This is a genomic window from Alsobacter soli, assembly GCF_003004785.1.
In the GTDB taxonomy this organism is placed as follows: Bacteria; Pseudomonadota; Alphaproteobacteria; order Rhizobiales; family Beijerinckiaceae; genus Alsobacter; species Alsobacter soli.
The window spans coordinates 1-17,100 of the sequence record NZ_PVZS01000030.1; the positions used below are offsets into that span (position 1 = coordinate 1).

The 17,100-nt window shown below is 71.7% G+C and carries 14 protein-coding genes and 1 pseudogene; 5 read left to right on the plus strand and 10 right to left on the minus strand.

Features of this window, described 5'->3' with window-relative positions:
- From SLNSH_RS25430 to SLNSH_RS24985, 3 genes and pseudogenes are all read left to right on the plus strand, one after another.
- A pseudogene (locus SLNSH_RS25430) lies at positions 1-123 on the plus strand (glucose-1-phosphate thymidylyltransferase RfbA); the annotation flags it as partial.
- A 199-nt stretch (positions 124-322) separates the two neighbouring features.
- Positions 323-1,045 carry an SOS response-associated peptidase gene (locus SLNSH_RS20130; RefSeq protein WP_106339311.1) on the plus strand — a complete coding sequence of 241 codons (723 nt, stop codon included), beginning with the start codon at positions 323-325 and terminating at the stop codon, positions 1,043-1,045.
- A gap of 104 nt (positions 1,046-1,149) precedes the next feature.
- Positions 1,150-1,527 (plus strand): GNAT family N-acetyltransferase, encoded by a 378-nt coding sequence (locus tag SLNSH_RS24985; protein WP_158266834.1) that lies wholly within the window; start codon positions 1,150-1,152, stop codon positions 1,525-1,527.
- Between the two features lie 160 nt (positions 1,528-1,687).
- Here SLNSH_RS24985 and SLNSH_RS20140 read toward each other — a convergent pair whose 3' ends face one another.
- The 5 genes from SLNSH_RS20140 to SLNSH_RS20160 form a co-directional block, all read right to left on the minus strand.
- The gene (locus tag SLNSH_RS20140; RefSeq protein WP_106339315.1) at positions 1,688-1,957 is read right to left on the minus strand and encodes an EscU/YscU/HrcU family type III secretion system export apparatus switch protein; all 270 of its coding nucleotides are present in this window, start codon (positions 1,955-1,957) and stop codon (positions 1,688-1,690) included.
- Entirely contained in the window at positions 1,954-3,591 is a 1,638-nt protein-coding gene (fliK, locus tag SLNSH_RS20145; RefSeq protein WP_106339317.1) for a flagellar hook-length control protein FliK, read from the minus strand. Before fliK ends, SLNSH_RS20140 begins: the two co-directional genes overlap by 4 nt.
- Positions 3,592-3,847: 256 nt before the next feature.
- Positions 3,848-5,257: an FAD-binding oxidoreductase gene (locus SLNSH_RS20150; protein WP_106339319.1), complete on the minus strand. Its 1,410-nt coding sequence runs from the start codon at positions 5,255-5,257 to the stop codon at positions 3,848-3,850.
- Positions 5,258-5,261: 4 nt separating this feature from the next.
- Entirely contained in the window at positions 5,262-6,533 is a 1,272-nt protein-coding gene (locus SLNSH_RS20155; protein WP_106339420.1) for a class I SAM-dependent RNA methyltransferase, read from the minus strand.
- On the minus strand, positions 6,526-7,314 hold the full coding sequence (locus SLNSH_RS20160; protein WP_106339321.1) for a TlyA family RNA methyltransferase: 789 nt from the start codon (positions 7,312-7,314) through the stop codon (positions 6,526-6,528). Before SLNSH_RS20160 ends, SLNSH_RS20155 begins: the two co-directional genes overlap by 8 nt.
- Positions 7,315-7,437: 123 nt before the next feature.
- On the opposite strand from SLNSH_RS20160, the gene SLNSH_RS20165 reads away from it, so the two are divergent.
- Positions 7,438-7,962: a superoxide dismutase family protein gene (locus SLNSH_RS20165; protein ID WP_106339323.1), complete on the plus strand. Its 525-nt coding sequence runs from the start codon at positions 7,438-7,440 to the stop codon at positions 7,960-7,962.
- Between the two features lie 6 nt (positions 7,963-7,968).
- Here the strand turns inward: SLNSH_RS20165 and dxs are convergent, their stop codons facing one another.
- The 3 genes from dxs to SLNSH_RS20180 all read right to left on the minus strand — a co-directional run bounded on the left by dxs (position 7,969) and on the right by SLNSH_RS20180 (position 11,035).
- Complete coding sequence (dxs, locus tag SLNSH_RS20170; RefSeq protein WP_106339325.1) at positions 7,969-9,912, minus strand: 1-deoxy-D-xylulose-5-phosphate synthase; 1,944 nt, start codon at positions 9,910-9,912, stop codon at positions 7,969-7,971.
- Between the two features lie 102 nt (positions 9,913-10,014).
- On the minus strand, positions 10,015-10,284 hold the full coding sequence (locus tag SLNSH_RS25435) for an exodeoxyribonuclease VII small subunit (RefSeq protein WP_280954488.1): 270 nt from the start codon (positions 10,282-10,284) through the stop codon (positions 10,015-10,017).
- A gap of 289 nt (positions 10,285-10,573) precedes the next feature.
- On the minus strand, positions 10,574-11,035 hold the full coding sequence (locus tag SLNSH_RS20180; protein ID WP_210202549.1) for an Lrp/AsnC family transcriptional regulator: 462 nt from the start codon (positions 11,033-11,035) through the stop codon (positions 10,574-10,576).
- 136 nt (positions 11,036-11,171) lie between these two features.
- Between SLNSH_RS20180 and ald the strand changes: the two genes are divergently transcribed.
- Positions 11,172-12,290, plus strand: a complete 1,119-nt coding sequence (ald, locus tag SLNSH_RS20185; protein ID WP_106339331.1) for an alanine dehydrogenase — start codon at positions 11,172-11,174, stop codon at positions 12,288-12,290.
- Positions 12,291-12,293: 3 nt separating this feature from the next.
- On the opposite strand, the gene SLNSH_RS20190 is transcribed toward ald, so the two are convergent.
- Together SLNSH_RS20190 and SLNSH_RS20195 are read right to left on the minus strand one after the other, a co-directional pair.
- Positions 12,294-15,008, minus strand: a complete 2,715-nt coding sequence (locus tag SLNSH_RS20190) for a DUF2339 domain-containing protein (protein ID WP_106339333.1) — start codon at positions 15,006-15,008, stop codon at positions 12,294-12,296.
- Positions 15,009-15,012: 4 nt separating this feature from the next.
- On the minus strand, positions 15,013-16,839 hold the full coding sequence (locus SLNSH_RS20195) for a potassium/proton antiporter (RefSeq protein ID WP_106339335.1): 1,827 nt from the start codon (positions 16,837-16,839) through the stop codon (positions 15,013-15,015).
- Between the last annotated feature and the right edge of the window lie 261 nt (positions 16,840-17,100).

Below are 17,100 nucleotides of genomic sequence, written 5' to 3' on the forward strand. Positions count from 1 at the left end.
GAGGAGATCGCCTACCTGAACGGCTTCATAGGGCGGGAGCAGCTGCTCGCCCGCGCGGAGCTGTTCGGCAAGACGGCTTATGGTCGGGCGTTGAGGCGGACCGCGGACCTCCCGCAGGGGTGAGGGACGCCACCGGCGTCGATCCGTCCTTGCGAGGAGCGCAGCGACGAAGCAATCCAGGAGCGCCGGCGCGCCGGCGCCTGCGGTTTGCGCCCTGTCGCCCCTGGAATGCTTCGCTCTCTCGCAAAGACGGTGAAAGGCGGCCCCAGGGCCGCCCACCGCCGCGGTTGCGCCGGGGGCGCATCGGGCCCACATTGCTGGCATGTGTGGCCGCTTCGCCCTGACCGCCTCGCCCGCGCAGGTTCGCGCGCTGTTCCGCTACGAGGAGCAGCCGAACTTCCCGCCGCGGACCAACGTTTCGCCCACCGAGCCGATCGCCATCGTCACGGACGAGCGCGGCCGGCGCGCCTTCAAGCTGGTGCGCTGGGGTTTCATCCCGACCTGGGTGAAGGACACGCGCGAGTTTCCGCTGCTGATCAACGCCCGCTGCGAGACGTTGGCCGACAAGCCGGCCTTCCGCAACGCCGTGCGCCGTCGCCGCTGCCTCGTGCCCGCGGACGGCTTCTACGAGTGGCGCCGGGAAGGCGAGGGCAAGACAGCCCGTAAGCAGCCCTACTTGATCCGCCGCCGGGACGGGCAGCCCATGGCCCTCGCGGGGCTCTGGGAGACCTATGTGTCCCCGGACGGAGGCGAGATCGACACGGCGCTGATCGTCACGACCCAGGCCAACGGCCTGGTGGCGGCTGTGCACGACCGCATGCCGGTGATTATCGAGCCGGAGCAGTTCGACCTCTGGCTCGACTGCGCCGGCGAGGACCCGCGGATGGCGGCTGCGCTCATGCGGCCCTGCCCGGACGAGATCCTGGAGATGGAGGCCTGCGATCCGCGCCTGCCCCGGCCGGAGCGGCCCGCGGCTCGGCCCGCGCCCGCCCGCAAGACCGCGGCGGCCTCTTCGGCCGCGCCCGCCCAGGGGAGCCTGTTCTGAGCGCCGCGCCCCGCATCGGGCGCGACAGGAGCGCCATTGCGATCCGCCCCTATCAGGCGCGCGACCTGCAGGCCTGCGCCCGGATCTATGTGGAAGCGCGCAGGGTGGCCTTTCCCTGGCGGCCGCCGGAGACCTTCCAGCCCGAGGATTTCGAGAGGGACTCGCTGGACGAGAGCATCTTCGTGGCGGAGCGGCGCGGCCGCGTGGCGGGGCTGCTGTCGCTGTGCCCCGAGGAGCGCTTCATCCACTTGCTCTTCGTGGACCCGGCCGAGCACCGGAAGGGCGTCGGCCGCGCCCTGCTGGCCCACTCCATGGCGGTGCTGGGCCCGCGCGTCTGGCTCAAGTGCCAGCAGAAGAACTTCAACGCGCTCGCCTTCTACAAGAGCCAGGGCTGGAGCGTGACCCCCGGCGGGGCCGACGAGGTCGGCCCGTGGTCCTACGTGGCCTCGCCCCAGGCGAGCATGATCGCAGGCCTGACATAGGCGCGTCCCGGTCCCGTCATTGCGAGCGCAGCGAAGCGATCCAGAGGGGACGGGCCGCGATCCAAAATGCTTGCGCCCAATGGCCGCTGGATTGCATCGTCGCTTCGCTCCTCGCAAAGACGGCAGGGGGCAGGAAGCGAGGTCCCCTGGTCCGGCCGGCTTAAACCCGCCGCGTCACCCGGAGCACGAACGTGAGCACTTCGGCCACGGCGCGGTAGAGCTCCTCCGGGATCTCGTCGTCGAGCGGCACGCGCGAGAGCGCTTCGGCGAGGGCCGCGTTCTCCTGCAGGGGAACGCCGTTCTCCTCCGCCACGGCGAGGATGCGCTCGGCGACCGCGCCCCGGCCCGTGGCCGTCACCCGTGGCGCCCTGTGGGTTCCACGCCGGTATTCCAGCGCCACGGCGACGCGGGGGCTGTCCACCCGGGTCATGTGCGCTGATCCATGAGAGCGCCGGAGCGCGGCGGCGCGCGGCGAGGCGCGCCGGCCACCACGGCGACTTCCGCCTGGCCGAAGGCGGCGTCGGCCAGGGCGGTCTTCAGGGCTTCGGCGCCGTCTTGTAGGCGGGCGAGGGCGCCCGCGCGCTCGGCCCACAGCGTCACGCCCAGGCCGGCGGCCCCGAGAGCCAGCCGCGCGTGGATGGGGCCGGAATCCGTGGTGTCGATGGCGAATTCGATCGTCCAGGCCGGCCCGGAAGGCGTCGCCGCCGCGCCCGAGCGTCCCTCGTTGCGGATGCGGAACTGCGCGTTGGCGGTTTCCCGCGGCAGCAGGATGGGGATGTCCAGGATCCAGGTCTGCGCCGGCGCCTTGGCGGTCTGGTCTGCAGTGGGCGTGGCTTCGGCCGGGAGGGATGCCGCCTGGGAAAGGCGCACGCGGTCCAGCGCCGCCTCGACCTGCTGCCCGATGAGGCGGGACAGGACTCGATCGGCGAGATCGGCCGGCGCGGGCAGGGGCGCTGGCGGCTCGGGCGCCGGCGCCTGGTCGGCGCGTGGCGGCAGGCGGGGCGTTGCGCTCCGGTCGGCGGGCGCACGGGCCAGCTGACTTGGATCCGTTGACGCCGAGGGGACCGGCAGGGGTTGCGCCAGGGCCGCCCGCAGCGCGAGCGTCAAAAGCCGGGCGTCGCCGATGGGAGCCTTCAGGGCAGCTGCAAATTCCGTCGCTGTTTCAAAGGCGGGCGCCTGCGGGCGTGGCGCGGGGGCCTGTCCGTCGGCCTTGCTGTCAGGCGCCGCCGCCTGCGCGGCACGTCCGGCCGGAGCATCGGCAGGCCGAGAGACGTCGCCTTCATCCGCCGGCAGTCCAACGCTCGGCGCGCCTTGCGAAACGGCGGCAGGCTTGGCGGAGGCTACAGGGAGGGGCGCCATCTCGACGGTCTCTCCGTCGAGCGCCGCCCTGAGCGCCAGCATCAGGGCCTTGGCGTCTCCGGCCGCGGGACGCCCGGCCGCGGCGCGCGCTTCGGAGAACAGGCCGGAGGCCTGCGCCAGCTCGCGAATGCGGGACGCGTCGATCGGCCTCGTGCCGTCCAGCGCGCCGGCGAGCAGGCTGCGCGCAGCCGCAGCCGCTTCGGCCGGAAGCGTGGCTGCCGTCCGTGGGTCAGCCAGGGCCGCGCGGAGCGTCGTCACGATCTCGGAAGGAGGCGCCTGTGTCGCGGCGGCCTTGGCGACGGCGCCGGCCAGCGCGGCCGCGGGGGACGGCTTCGGGGGCGGCTGGTCGGCGGACGCCTCGGCGCCTGCGCGCGTGATCACGACAGCGGCCGGCTCGGATATGGCCTGGCCCTTGGGGCTGGTCGCGCCGGCAGTCGGGCCGTTCTGGTCCGGAGAGTCGGGCTGGATCCGGAGCGTGAGGCGCGAACCTGCCTGGGCGACGGCCAGTTTCACCGTGGCGCCCTCGGCCACTCCCGCCGGGATGGCGGCTTCGATCGTCCCGAGATCGGTGATCAGGCGCGCCAGCCCATCCTGCAGGATGGCCGCCACGCGCGCCGCGATCACGTCCCCCGGCTTGAGCGCCGGCGCCCCGGCGTCCGAGCCAGGCTGCGCAACGACCTGCGATGAAAGGGCGCCGATCGCCACGGCGAATCTCCAGGCGCGCGAGGGCGCATGGGTCCAGAGTGGCGCAAGGGCGTTTGCGGGGGGTTAAGCCAATCCGCGGCCGTCATCCCCGGCAGGAGCCGCGGAGCGGCGGAGGGGAAGGGGATCCAGGGGCCATGCGCGCCTTCCCCCTGGATCCCCTTGCCGCGCCTGCGGCGCGCCGGGGATGACGGCGCATATGTGTCTGGCGTGGCTTGCTCACGCGACCTTGGCAGCAGGGCGAGATCCTGAGCCCCGCTCAAAGCACCTTGCCGGGGTTCAGGATGCCCTTGGGGTCGAGGGTCGCCTTGATGGCGCGCATCATCTCCAGGGCGACCGGGTCCTTCACCTCGGCCAGGAGGTGGCGCTTCAGCCGGCCGATGCCGTGCTCGGCCGAGATCGAGCCGCCGTAGCGGGCGGTCAGCCCGTGCACCACTCGGTTGAGCTCGTCCCAGCGGGCCAGGAAAGCCTGCTTGTCCATCCCCACGGGCTGGGTGACGTTGTAGTGCAGGTTGCCGTCGCCCATGTGCCCGAAGGGCAGGGGCCGGCACCCCGGCATGGCCTGCTCCAGGGCGGCGTTGCACTCCTCGATGAACTGCGGGATGCAGGCGAGCGGCAGCGCGATGTCGTGCTTGACCGAGCCGCCCTCGAATCCCTGAGCCTCGGACAGCGTCTCGCGCAGCTTCCACAGCGCGTTGCGCTGGTCGAGCGAGGTGGCGATCACCGCGTCCTCGACTTCGCCGGCCTCCATGGCGGCGCCCAGGATCTCCTCCAGGGCCCCCTCGAGGCCCTCGTCCCGGGCGGAGGAGAGCTCCACCAGCGCGTACCAGGGGTGCTGGCCCTGCAGCGGATCGCGGCAGCCCATGTAGTTGACCGACATCTCGATGCCGAGCCGCGGCACGAGCTCGAACGTGGTCACGTTGTTGCCCGCCACCGCCTTGGCGCGGCCGAGCAGGCTCAGCGCCGCCGCAGGCGTCGGGAGGCCGCACATCGCCGTCACCATCTGGCGGGGCCGCGGGAACAGCTTCAGCACCGCGGCGGTGATGACGCCCAGCGTGCCCTCGGCGCCGATGAACAGGTTCTTCAGGTCGTAGCCGGTGTTGTCCTTCCGGAGCTTGCCCAGGCCATGCCACACGCGGCCGTCGGCCAGCACCACCTCGAGGCCGAGCACGAGGTCTCGGGCATTTCCATAGGCCAGCACCGCCGTGCCGCCGGCGTTGCTGCCGAGGTTCCCGCCGATGGTGCAGGTGCCCTCCGACGCGAGCGACAGGGGGAACAGCCGGTCGGCGCCCTCCGCCGCCTCCTGGGCGCGGAGCAGGGTGACGCCGGCCTCCACCACCATCGTGTCCGACAGCGGGTCGACCTCGCGGATGCGATCCATGCGGTTGAGGGACAGCACGATCTCATCGCCGCTCTCGTGCGGCACCTGGGCGCCCACGAGGCCGGTGTTGCCGCCCTGCGGGATCACCTTCCTGCCCTGCATGTTGGCGAGGGTCAGCACCCGAGAGACCTCCTCGACGGAGCCGGGGCGCACCACGCAGAGCGCCTTGCCGCGATAAAGCCCGCGCCACTCGACCAGGTAGGGCGCCATCGCCTCGGGATCGGCGAAGGCGTATTTCTCGCCCACGATGGCGGCGAGTTGGGCGACGACGGCGGCTGCGTCCAGCATGGCGTTATCCCAGGGTGCGGCGCGCCCGGGTGGTCCGGGGGCGTTGGAAGACGCCCACGAGCTCCACGTGGGCGGCGTAGCGGAATTGGTCGACCGGGGTCACGCCCGTCAAGGCGTAGCCGCCGGCGGCGAGGATGGCGGCGTCCCGCGCGAAGCTGGCCGGGTTGCACGAGACGGCGACGACGGTGGGAACCTGCGAAGCCGCGAGTTGGCGCGCCTGCGCCTCCGCGCCCGCCCTGGGGGGGTCGAAGACGACGGCGTCGTAGTCCTTGAGCTCGGGCCCCATGAGCGGCCGGCGGAACAGGTCGCGCGTCTCGACAGTCAGCGGCTTCAGCCCCTGCGTGCGCCGCACGGCGTTCGACAGGGCCAGCATGGCCGCAGCCTTGCCCTCGACCGCGTGGACCGCCGCCCGCTCGGCGATGCGCAGCGCAAACGGCCCGACGCCCGCGAACAGGTCCGCCACCCGCTTGGCCTTGGGCAGCGCCTCCAGCACGAGCGAGGCAAGGGCCTCCTCGCCGGCGGCGGTGGCCTGCAGGAAACCGCCTGGCGGCAGCTCCACCTCGGCCCGGCCGATCTGCACCGCTGCAGGCCGCCGGCCGACGATCAGGTCGCCGTGCATCGTGAGGCGCGCCAGGTCGAGCCGCTCGGCCAGCTGCACCAGCTCGCTGCGCAGCTTCGGCGAGGCGGGGCCGTGCCCCCGCAGGTCCACGTCGAGCCCGCCCAGCGTGGCCGTGACCTGGATGTCGAGGGGCTTGGCGCTCTTGGAGCAGGCCTCCGCCAGCGCCAGCGCCGCTTCCGGCGCCCGCGCCAGCTCTGGGACGAGCAGAGGGCACGCCGTGATGGGGACCAGCGCGTGCGAGCGCGCCGCCATGAAACCCACGGCGATCCGGCTGCGCCCGTCCGTCTCGACGCGCCTCGCGTGGAACACCACCCGGCGCCGCCCGGCGCCATGGGCATGGACCAGGGGACGGATTTCGGTTTCCAGCCCTGCCTGCCGCAACACGGCCGCGACCTGGCCCGTCTTCCAGGCCTCGTAGTCGGTGGGCGCGAGATGCTGCGCGGCGCAACCGCCGCAGGTCCCGAACAGGCCGCAGGGCGCCGCAACCCGGGCAGGGGACGGCGACTCGACGGAGAGCAGCCGCCCCCGGTCTCCCTCCACCTCCGCTAGCACGGTCTCGCCCGGCAGGGCGTAGGGCACATAGACCAGCCCATGCGGCGTCGCCGCGACGCCGTCGCCCCGCTGCCCCAGGCGCTCGATGAGAAGCCGCTCAGCCATGGGCGGCCGGGAAGGCGCCGCGCCGTGCGCCAATAAGGAATTCACGGTTGCCGTCGCCGCCCGGCACGGGCGAGGCGATCACGCCGTCCGGCAGCCAGCCGAGCCGGCGCACCAGCTTCTCGATGTCGTCACACACGGCCACATGCATGGCAGGGTCCTTCACGATCCCCTTGCGGACCTTTTCGCGTCCGGCCTCGAACTGCGGCTTGATCAGCGCCACCATGGCGGCGTCCGGAGCCGCGAGCGCAAGAACATGAGGCAGAACAAGCTTCAGCGAGATGAAGCTGAGATCGAAGGTGAGCAGGGACGGCGACTCCGCGAGATCGGCCGCCTGCAGCGTGCGGGCGTCCCGCCCCTCCAGCGAGGTCACGCGCGGATCCTCGCGCACGGTCCGGTGCAGCTGGCCATGGCCTACGTCCACGGCCGTGATGGCGCGCGCGCCCAGCGTCAGCAGGACATGCGAAAAGCCCCCGGTAGACGAGCCGACATCGAGGCAGAACCGGTCCCGCGGGTCGTAGCCGAAGCGCGCCAGCGCCGCCGCGAGCTTGAGGCCGCCGCGCGACACCCACGGATAGGGCTGCTCGGCTCGCACGGTTGCGGTTACCGGGATGGCCTCGGACGCCTTGCGCACGAGCGCGCCATCGACGGTCACGAGCCCCGCCGCGATCGCTTCCTGCGCCTTGGCGCGGCTCTCGAAGAAGCCGCGCTCGACGAGCGCAACGTCCGCGCGCGGCGAGCGGGCGGGGGCGGCGGTCGATTCGACGGGGGAGGCGCGGGTCATGGGGCTTCAGGATTTCGGGCTGCGCCGCGACGCACATTGGTGTGCGGCGGCGGGTCCTATAGCATGCCCCGGCCGCGGGCGAAGCCTCCCGACGGCGAACAAAACAACACAGGGAGTTCTTGAATGCATCGCCACGTCGCCGCGCTCCTTGCCGGCCTGCCCCTCGTCGCCGGCCTCGCCGGTCTGGCCCACGCCCAGGAAACCGCCGAAGCCTCCGTGGTGGACAACAAGGGCGCGTCCATCGGAACGATCCAGCTGCGCGGTTCCCAGGCCGGGGTCGTGATCCGCGTCTCCCTGAAGGCCGGCGCGCTCCAGCCTGGCTGGCATGGCGCCCACATGCACGCCGTCGGCGACTGCAGCGACACGGACAAGTTCATGGCCTCCAAGGCGCACGTGAACCACGACAACAGGAAGCACGGCCTGCTGAACGCCGAGGGCCCGGACAATGGCGACCTGCCGAACCTCTACGCCGCCGCGGACGGCTCCGTGAACGCGGAGCTGTTCACGCCCTTCGTGAAGCTCTCGGGCGCCAACGGCCTCAAGGACGCCGACGGCTCGGCCTTCGTGATCCACGCCAGCGAGGACGACCACGCCGCGCAGCCCATCGGCAACGCGGGCGCCCGCGTGGCCTGCGCGGCCATCAAGTAGGAAGGATCAGGCGATGAGGCTGGCGGCCTTCGCGGCCGCCGTTTCGTCCTTGCCGAGGGCTTCCAGCACCTTGGCCACGATGCCCTTCGCGTCGAGGCCAGCCTTGGCGTACATGCGGTCCGGCTTGTCCTGGTCGAGCCAGACGTCCGGCAGCACGAGGCTGCGCACGCGCAGGCCCTTGTCCAGGGCCCCGACCTCGGCGAGGTGGTGCAGCACGAACGATCCGAAGCCGCCGACGGAGCCTTCCTCCACGGTGATCAGGACTTCGTGCTCGCGCGCCAGCCGCTCCACGAGGGCCTTGTCCAGCGGCTTGGCGAAACGCGCGTCTGCGACGGTCGTCGAGAGCCCCAGCGCGGCCAGGTCGTCGGACGCCTTCAGGCACTCGGCCAGCCGGGTGCCGAGCGACAGCAGGGCGATGCGCGAGCCCTCGCGCACGATGCGGCCCTTGCCGATCGGCAGAACCTGGCCGACCTCGGGCATGTCCACGCCCACGCCTTCGCCACGCGGATAACGGAACGCGATGGGGCCTTCGTCGAAGGCCACGGCCGTCGCCGTCATGTGGACGAGCTCGGCCTCGTCCGCGGCGGCCATGATCACCATGTCGGGCACGCAGCCCAGATAGGCCACGTCGAACGACCCGGCATGCGTGGGGCCGTCTGCTCCCACCAGCCCGGCGCGGTCGATCGCGAAGCGCACCGGCAGCTTCTGGATGGCGACGTCGTGCACGACCTGGTCGTAGGCGCGCTGAAGGAAAGTCGAGTAGATCGCGCAGAACGGCTTGTAGCCCTCGGTGGCCAGGCCCGCCGCGAAGGTCACCGCGTGCTGCTCGGCGATGCCGACGTCGAAGGTGCGCGTCGGGAACTCCTTGCCGAACAGGTCGAGGCCCGTACCCGTCGGCATGGCGGCCGTGATGGCCAGGATCTTGTCGTCCTCGCGCGCGGCCTTGATCAGCGTGTCGGCAAAGACGCGCGTGTAGGACGGGGCGTTGGCCTTCGGCTTCGCCTGCGCGCCCGTCACCACGTCGAAGGTGTTCACGCCGTGGTACTTGTCGGCGCTGGCCTCGGCCGGCGGATAGCCTTTGCCCTTCTGGGTGACGACGTGGACCAGCACAGGGCCGGCCTGGCGGTCGCGAACGTTCTTCAGGACGGGAAGGAGGTGCTCCAGGTTGTGCCCGTCGATCGGGCCCACGTAGTAGAAGCCCAACTCCTCGAACAGCGTCCCGCCCGTCAGGAACCCACGCGCGTGCTCCACGGCGCGCGTGATGGTGCGGTCGATGCTCTTGGGCAGGTGCCCGGTCACCTGCTTGCCGATGTCGCGCAGGGTCAGGTAGGCGCGGCCGGACAGCAGGCGCGACAGGTAGGCCGACATGGCGCCGACCGGCGGGGCGATCGACATGTCGTTGTCGTTCAGGATGACGATCAGGCGCGAATCCATCGCGCCGGCGTTGTTCATGGCCTCGTAGGCCATGCCCGCCGACATCGCGCCGTCGCCGATCACCGCCACGACGTTGTTCTTGCGCCCGTCGAGGTCGCGCGCCACCGCCATGCCGAGGCCGGCCGAGATGGAGGTGGACGAGTGCGCCGCGCCGAAGGGGTCGTAGTCGCTCTCGGCGCGCTTGGTGAAGCCTGAGAGCCCGCCGCCCTGTCGCAGGGTGCGGATGCGGTCGCGCCGCCCGGTCAGGATCTTGTGCGGATAGGCCTGGTGCCCGACGTCCCAGATGATGCGGTCGTCCGGCGTGTTGAAGACGTAGTGCAGGGCGACCGTCAGCTCCACCACGCCGAGGCCTGCGCCGAGATGTCCCCCCGTCACCGACACGGCGTCGATCGTCTCCGTCCGCAACTCGTCGGCGAGCTGGCGCAGTTGCGCGGGCTCGAGCCGGCGCAGGTCGTGCGGTTCGCTGACCTGGTCGAGAAGCGGGGTCTTGGACGAGGAGGCGGGAGAAATCGTCACATCGGGACCTGTCGGGGAACGTTGGCCCCCAATTGCCAAAGGACCGTCTACACGAAAACGACTGGGCGGCACAATTGATCCAGGGTCGCAGGACCGCGGCGCTTAACGGTCCACGTCGAGCGGTTCCACCCCGCGCGGCCGGCCGTCGGCTGACAGCGTGATCTTCTCGACCCGTGCTTCCGCTTTCCGAAGCAGACCCTCGCAATGCTTCTTCAGCGCTTCGCCACGCTCGTAGATCGCGATCGAGTCCTCCAGCGCGACGTTCCCGCGCTCCAGCCTGCCCACGATCTCCTCGAGCTCCGCCAGGGCGGCTTCGAACGGCATGGCGGCGATGTCTGCGGCGGGCGCGGTCGGCTGTGCGGCGTCGGTCACGAGGACTCTCCCTGCGGTGTGCGCCGTATATCGGCCGGCGTGAGCAAGGTTGCAACCCTGCGGGGGCGTCTCTGCTGTTGGGCCTGGCCACGTCTCACTGGAACCGTCATCCCCGGCCGGAGCCGCGGAGCGGCGGAGGGGAAGGGGATCCAGGGCCATGCGCGCCTTGCCCCTGGATCCCCTTCCCGGCGCTTCGCGCCGCCGGGGATGACGGCGCAGGTTCCACTGTCTCGACGTTATCCCGGAAGCCTTGGCGCCTGCTCGCGGCGGGAGGAGCGCCAGCCCATCCTCAAATCGGCAGCGCCGTCGTCCGCTTCACGGTCCGAAGCGCCAGGGTGGACTGCACCCGCACCACCCCCGGCAGGGTGGTAAGCACGTTGCGGTGGATGCGCTCGAAGTCGGCCGTGTCGGCGAACACCACGCGCAGCAGGTAGTCCGCGGTGCCGGCCAGCAGGTAGCACTCCAGGATCTCGGGGTGGCGACCCACGGCGGCCTCAAAGGCGTCGAGGCTCTGCCGGCCCTGCTGGTCGAGGGTGACGAACACGAAGGCGGCGCCGGGGAGGCCCGCCGCCGCCTCGTCCAGCAGCATCACGGTGCCTTTGACGAGGCCGGATTCTTCCAGCAGCTTGACGCGGCGCAGGCACGCCGAGGGCGACAGGTGCACCTTCTCGGCCAGGTCCGCGTTGGTGATCCGCCCGTCCTGCTGGAGCAGCTTCAGGATCGCACGATCGCGCGCGTCCAGTTCCGGAATTCGCATTGATGACGCCCCCTCGTCAGATTGACGCAATGTTATGCCTGGATTTCGCGGTCGCGAAGGCCCAATTGGCGCCTCGCGCCGCGCGGCCGGATTAAACTTTCGCCAGCGACACCGAATGGGGGAGGGTCCCATGCTCGTCGGCGTGCCCAGCGAAATCAAAAATCACGAATACCGGGTCGGCCTCGTCCCGTCCGCCGCGGCCGAACTGGTCCATCATGGCCACAAGGTGCTGGTTGAGACCGGAGCCGGGCTCGGCTCCGGCATACCCGACAGCGACTACGTGGCGGCCGGGGCGTCGATCGCGTCCGATGCGGATGCGGTCTGGTCGGCGGCGGACATTGTGGTCAAGGTCAAGGAGCCCCTGGCCGGGGAGCGCAAGAAGCTGCGCCGCGGCCAGGTGCTCTTCACCTACCTCCACCTCGCGCCCGACCTGGAGCAGACTCAGGACCTTCTCGCCTCCGGCGCCACCTGCATCGCCTACGAGACCGTCACCTCGCCGTCGGGCGGCCTCCCGCTGCTCACCCCCATGTCGGAGGTGGCGGGCCGCCTGGCCCCGCAGGTCGGGGCTCACTGCCTGGAGAAGGCGGCCGGCGGCCGCGGCGTGCTGCTGGGCGGCGTGCCGGGCGTGCCCGCGGCCGAGGTGCTGATCCTGGGCGGCGGCGTTTCCGGCATGCACGCGGCCACGATCGCGATCGGCATGGGGGCGAACGTCACGGTGGTGGACCGTTCGGCCGAAGCGCTGCGCCGGCTTTCAGCGCAGTTCGGCTCCCGCGTCCACACGGTGTTCTCGACCCGCGACGCCATGCGGGATCTAGTGACGCGGGCGGACCTGGTGATCGGCTGCGTGCTGGTGCCGGGCGCGGCCGCGCCGAAGCTCGTCACCCGCGACATGCTGAAGACCATGAAGCCGGGATCGGTGATCGTCGACGTGGCCATCGACCAGGGCGGCTGCTGCGAGACCTCCCACGCCACGACCCACGACGATCCCACCTACGTGGTCGACGACGTGGTCCATTACTGCGTGGCCAACATGCCGGGAGCGGTGGCGCGCACCTCCACCTTCGCGCTCAACAATGTGACGCTGCCCTTCACCCTGGCGCTCGCCGACAAGGGCTGGCGCCAGGCGCTGGAGGAGGATCCGCATCTGCGCGCGGGCCTGAACGTGCACGACGGCCAGCTCACCTGCGCTCCGGTCGGCGAGGCGCACGGCTTGCCGGTGGTCACGCCGGAGAGCGTGCTGGGCCTCTGACGCCTACTCGGCCGGCGAGGGCGCGTCGGGGGCCGCCGGAGAGGACGGCGGCCGCCCGAAGATCCACTTCTGGTAGACGAGCCCGATGCCGACCAGCGCGGCGCCGAGCCCGATGAAGGACAGCGCCCGCAGCGGGCCTTCCAGCCCGCTCATGTCCACCAGGAAGGCCTTTCCGATCGCCAGCAGGATGTAGGCCCCGGACACCAGCCTCACCGGACGCGACCCGCGCAGCACGCCGTAGGCCAGCAGGACCAGCCCCATGAGCAGGAACGCGGCCGTATAGGTGTAGAGCTCCGCCTCGCTTGTGTGGTGGAGGAAGTTGATGTCGGATCCCTGGAAAAGGCGCCGGATCTCCAGCACCGTCCACAGCAGTTGCAGGGCCGCTCCGAGCGCCACGGCTGCGCCCACGAACCACGCGGGCCGCCTACCCCGGGCGGCGCGGCCGAGCCAGAAGGCGGCCAGCGCGGGCATCAGGTAGGCGAGCAGAAGCGAGTTGAACACCGCGCCCCCGATCACCTCGTCGCGCCGGCTGAACAGGGGGTTCTCCATCGCGACGAGACCCGCGAGCGAGCCGGCCAACGCCAGGCCGCCGAAAACATAGCTGCCGATGCGCAGCACGGCGCTGCGCCGGAAGGCTTCGAGCTTCACGGTGACGAGCCCGAACAGCAGGGAGCTCACCACCTGCAATCCCATCTCGAGATGGTCTGTCCGCGGCGAGTCGATGCGCCCGGTCAGGGCGTGGCGGATCTCGAAGAACACGAGCAGCGCCGCGAGGGCCAGGGCCAGCGCCTCCGTCAGCGCGACCACCTGGTCGTCCCGCTGCCGCCGCAGCAGAACGGAGGCCAGAGCAAAGGCGAGCGCCGGGACGCCATAGGCCCACAGCAGCCAGTTGAGCACCGGCAGGGAGCCGATATCGTCGCCGATCAGGGCCGTGTTCCAGCCGAGCCGCGCCGCCACGACCACGCCCAGCACGCCGATGGCGTAGCGCAGCAGCCCGAGCCGCGCCTGCGTGGTGACCCAGGCGGCGCCCAGCGCCGACAGCGCCAGCGCGGCCGTGAGCGAGCCCTTCTCCAGGGCCATGGTGAGCCCGAGCGCCAGGGCGCCCAGCGCCCCGGCCGCGAAGCCTTCGAGCCCGACCAGCGACGCCCAGCAGGCCGTCTCCTCGCCGGTGCGGAAAGTCCGCGCCGCGACCACAAAGGCGAGGCCCAGGCCGCCGGCCGCGAGCGCGAAGGGGATCGAGCGATCGAAGCCGTCGATCCGATGCCAGGCCAGTGTCATCAGCGCCAGCGGCCCGACCGTCGCGGCTGCCGCGTAGAGGGCGGCCGCGAGCCGGGGCAGGGCGGCGCTGCGCATGAGGCGGGCCCAGCCGAGCGCCGCGAGCGCGCCGCCGCATAGGGTCCCCGACAGCAGGAACAGCCAGAGCGCCGTCGGCATGGGCGGCCGCGAGGGCGCGCCTGGCAGCACGGTCGGGCCCTCGGCCGCCGCTTCCGCCAGCACGGGCCAGCCCCACAGCATCGCGCCAGCCACGGCGGCCGCGAACAGCGCCCCGCCAGCCGCGGGCGCGACCCTCAGGGCGGTCCCGAACTGCACGAGGAAGGCGCCGCCGCCGAGAACGAGGCGCCAGGACCCGAGCTCGGGATCCTGCAACCCGAGCCCGGCCAGCGCCGCGAAGGCGGCCAGCGCGCCGAGCGCCAGCGGATCGGGCGCGGCGTCCGCGTCCTCCGCCCCGCGATAGGGTTCCAGCGCCAGGAAGAAGGCAGCAAGCGCGGTCTGGACAAGCACATGCGCCACCATGGCGGCAAGGTCCGGGCCCCGCAGCCCGAGAAAGGCCAGGCCCCACAGCACGGCGCCAAGCGCCGTCGCCCGCGCGATCCAGATCCACCGCCGCAAACGCGCCTGCGCGTAGCCGGCGGCCGCGACCGCGATGAGGTAGAGCACGACCGGCCAGGGCTCCGGGTTGTGCGAATCCACGAGCAGCGGAACCGCGAAGGCTCCGACCAGCCCGAGGCTGGCGAGCGCCGGCCCATGGAGGGCGGCCGCGGCCAGCGTGGCGAGCGCGATCGCTCCCATCAGGGTGAAGCCGATCGCCGGGCCGATCATGCCGTAAAGGGCGTGGGCGGCGTACACCACGCCGAAGGCGCTGATGGTGCCCGCCGCCGTCAGCACGCTGGGCGCATGGGCGGTCGGGATCACCGCCGCGGCTGGGCCCAGGCCGCGCTCGGAGCGGCGCAGGTACTCGCCCACGGCGAGCAGCGCGGCCGCGAACAGCCCGCCCGCCGCGATCCGTGCGCCGGGCCCGAACAGGTTCTGCTCGATGGAATAGCGAACCAGGAACAAGCCGCCGAGCGCCAGCGCCAGGCCGCCCAGCCAGACGGCCCACCGCGTGCCGAGGGTTTCCTCCAGCGAGCGGGGCGGGAGTCGCGTCCCCGCCGCTACGGCGGCCGGCGGCCCAGCTGCCCCTTGCGGCTCGGCGGCGGCCACCTCTTCCTGCTCCTCCTCGGCCAGAGTCGCAGCCGCCTGTTCCGGCTGCTCTTCGCGCTCGGTCGCTGCCGCAGTCCGTTCGCCCGCGGCCCCCGCCTCGGCAAGGGCCCGTTCCGCCCTGGCGAGGCGGGCCTCCAGCAAGAGGATCTGGCGGCCCAGCGAAACGGTTCGGAAGAACCCGACCAGGCCGAGCAACGGGATGGCGAGCGCCATCAGGACCAGGAGAACGTATTCCATCGGGTCACCCCAGAGAATCGGGCGCTCCGCGAGCCAGTCTCAGCTTGATCCTAGCCTCTTTCAGCTTGTCCGTCGCGCGCTCTCGCCACCGCCTGGGCCCCGGCGCGGCGTCATCCTCCTCGGGCGTGGCTTCCAGGATCAGGCCGGCGAGGCGCACACGCTCGTCCACCACCGCGTGCGCGATCAGCGTGGCGGAGCCCAGGTCGATGCGGTCATTCTCCTGCGGCGCGTCATCCAGCCGCTGGGCGAAGAGCTCCGCCACCGTCATCCCGCGTTCGTCCGAGCCGACGTCCAGCCCGTAGAGATCGGCGATCGCCCCGACCGGCAGGCTGCCGTCGAATGGGAACTCGGCCATTTCCTCGTCAGCCGAGGCCGGGCCGTCCACGGCGAAGTAGCGGTCGAGCCGCGCGAGCCTCGCGGTCGGCGCCAGGAAGTAGCCGTAGTCGCGCGGCTGCAGCGGCCCGGCTTCCACGGGTTGGAGGATCTGTCCCTCGCGCACCACCAGTACCGGCTTGACCCAGGAGGGCATGGCCCGCCGCCGCGCGGCCGGGCTCTGCTCCAGAAGCGGATAGCCCACCAACTCGGCGTCGAGCTGTCCCGGCAGATCGATCTCGATGCGCTGCACCTCCGGGGCGGGATCGCGCAGTGCGACGCCGGTCCGGCGGGCGGCGTAGCCGATCGACCAGCCCTGGACGGTGAGCGAAGCGACCACCACCACGAAGGCCACGTTGAAATAGATCTGGGCGCCCGCCATGCCCGTCAGGGTTGGAATGGTCGCCAGGAAGATGCTGACGCCGCCGCGCAGGCCCACCCAGGAGATGAACGTCATCTCCCGCCGGGAGAACCGGAACGGCGTGAGGCAGAGCCAGACGGCGGCCGGCCGGGCGATCAGGATCAGCACCGCCGCGATGGCCAGCGCCGGCGCCAGCACGGGGAGGATCAGCCTGGGCGAAACCAGCAGGCCGAGCAGGGTGAACAGCGCGATCTGGCAGAGCCATGTCGCGGTGTCGTGGAAGCTCGCGATGGAGGCGTAGGCGCGGACCGGGCGGTTGCCGACGATGAGCCCAGCCACATAGGCCGCCAGGAAGCCGCTGGCGCCAATCGTCTGGGCGAGCGCGAAGACCACGAGCGCCGCCGTGATCGCGAAGGCCGGGTGGAGGCCTGCCGGCAGCCGCAGACGGTTGAGCACGAACACGAGGCCGAGCCCGCCGGCGAAGCCGATCAGAGCGCCCAGCGACGCCTCGCGCACCACCGCCCACACCACATGGGCGGCGTCCACGCCGGGCCCCCCCGACGCGATCTCGACAAGCACCACCGTGAGCAGCACCGCGAACGGATCGTTGGTGCCGGATTCCACCTCGAGCGTCGCGCCGACGCGACGCTTCAATTGTAGGCCGCCGGTGCGAAGCAGGAAGAACACCACCGCCGCGTCGGTGGAGGCCACGATGGCGCCGATCAGCAGGGCAGGGACCCAGTCCGCGCCAAGGAACAGCTTGGCCGCCGCGCCCGTGATGGCCGCGGTCAGCAGCACGCCGACGGAAGCCAGCACTCCGGCCGGGCCCAGCACGGATCGGATCGTGGTGGCGCGGGTGCGCAGGCCGCCGTCGAACAGGATGATGGCGATCGCCGCCGAGCCGATCAGGTAGGTCAGCCCGTAGTCGTTGAAGATCACGCCCCCGGGCCCGCTGTCGCCGGCGAGCATGCCGACCCCCAGGAAGACGAGGAGAATCGGCACGCCGAACCGCGACGCCGCCAGGCTCGACAGGATGCCGACCAGAGCCGCCGCGGCGGCGAAGAGCAGGGTGGCGTGCGCGTGAAAAAGGGCTTCCATGCCGGCAGTATCGGGGCCGGGTCAGGCCGGCACAAGCCGTTGACCGAATGACTTTTTGCGCACTTCCTCGCCAACCGCGCCGTCATCCCCGGCCGGTGCGCCGCAGGCGCGGAGGGGGAAGGGGATCCAGGGGCCACGTGCGCCGGGCTTGCCCGGTTCACGACACAAGAATTGCGCCGGGCTTGCCCGGTTCACGACGGGGGAATCGAGCCAGGCTTGCCCGATTTGCGCGCCCGGTCCCCTGGATCCCTTTCCCGCGCC

Excerpts from the sequence above, each read along its gene's own strand:
- SLNSH_RS20130 (WP_106339311.1), top strand. The coding sequence starts at position 323 with ATGTGTGGCCGCTTCGCCCTGACCGCCTCGCCCGCGCAGGTTCGCGCG.
- SLNSH_RS20140 (WP_106339315.1), bottom strand. The coding sequence starts at position 1,957 with ATGACCCGGGTGGACAGCCCCCGCGTCGCCGTGGCGCTGGAATACCGG.
- SLNSH_RS20150 (WP_106339319.1), bottom strand. The coding sequence starts at position 5,257 with ATGCTGGACGCAGCCGCCGTCGTCGCCCAACTCGCCGCCATCGTGGGC.
- SLNSH_RS20155 (WP_106339420.1), bottom strand. The coding sequence starts at position 6,533 with ATGGCTGAGCGGCTTCTCATCGAGCGCCTGGGGCAGCGGGGCGACGGC.
- SLNSH_RS20160 (WP_106339321.1), bottom strand. The coding sequence starts at position 7,314 with ATGACCCGCGCCTCCCCCGTCGAATCGACCGCCGCCCCCGCCCGCTCG.
- SLNSH_RS20165 (WP_106339323.1), top strand. The coding sequence starts at position 7,438 with ATGCATCGCCACGTCGCCGCGCTCCTTGCCGGCCTGCCCCTCGTCGCC.
- ald (WP_106339331.1), top strand. The coding sequence starts at position 11,172 with ATGCTCGTCGGCGTGCCCAGCGAAATCAAAAATCACGAATACCGGGTC.
- SLNSH_RS20190 (WP_106339333.1), bottom strand. The coding sequence starts at position 15,008 with ATGGAATACGTTCTCCTGGTCCTGATGGCGCTCGCCATCCCGTTGCTC.
- SLNSH_RS20195 (WP_106339335.1), bottom strand. The coding sequence starts at position 16,839 with ATGGAAGCCCTTTTTCACGCGCACGCCACCCTGCTCTTCGCCGCCGCG.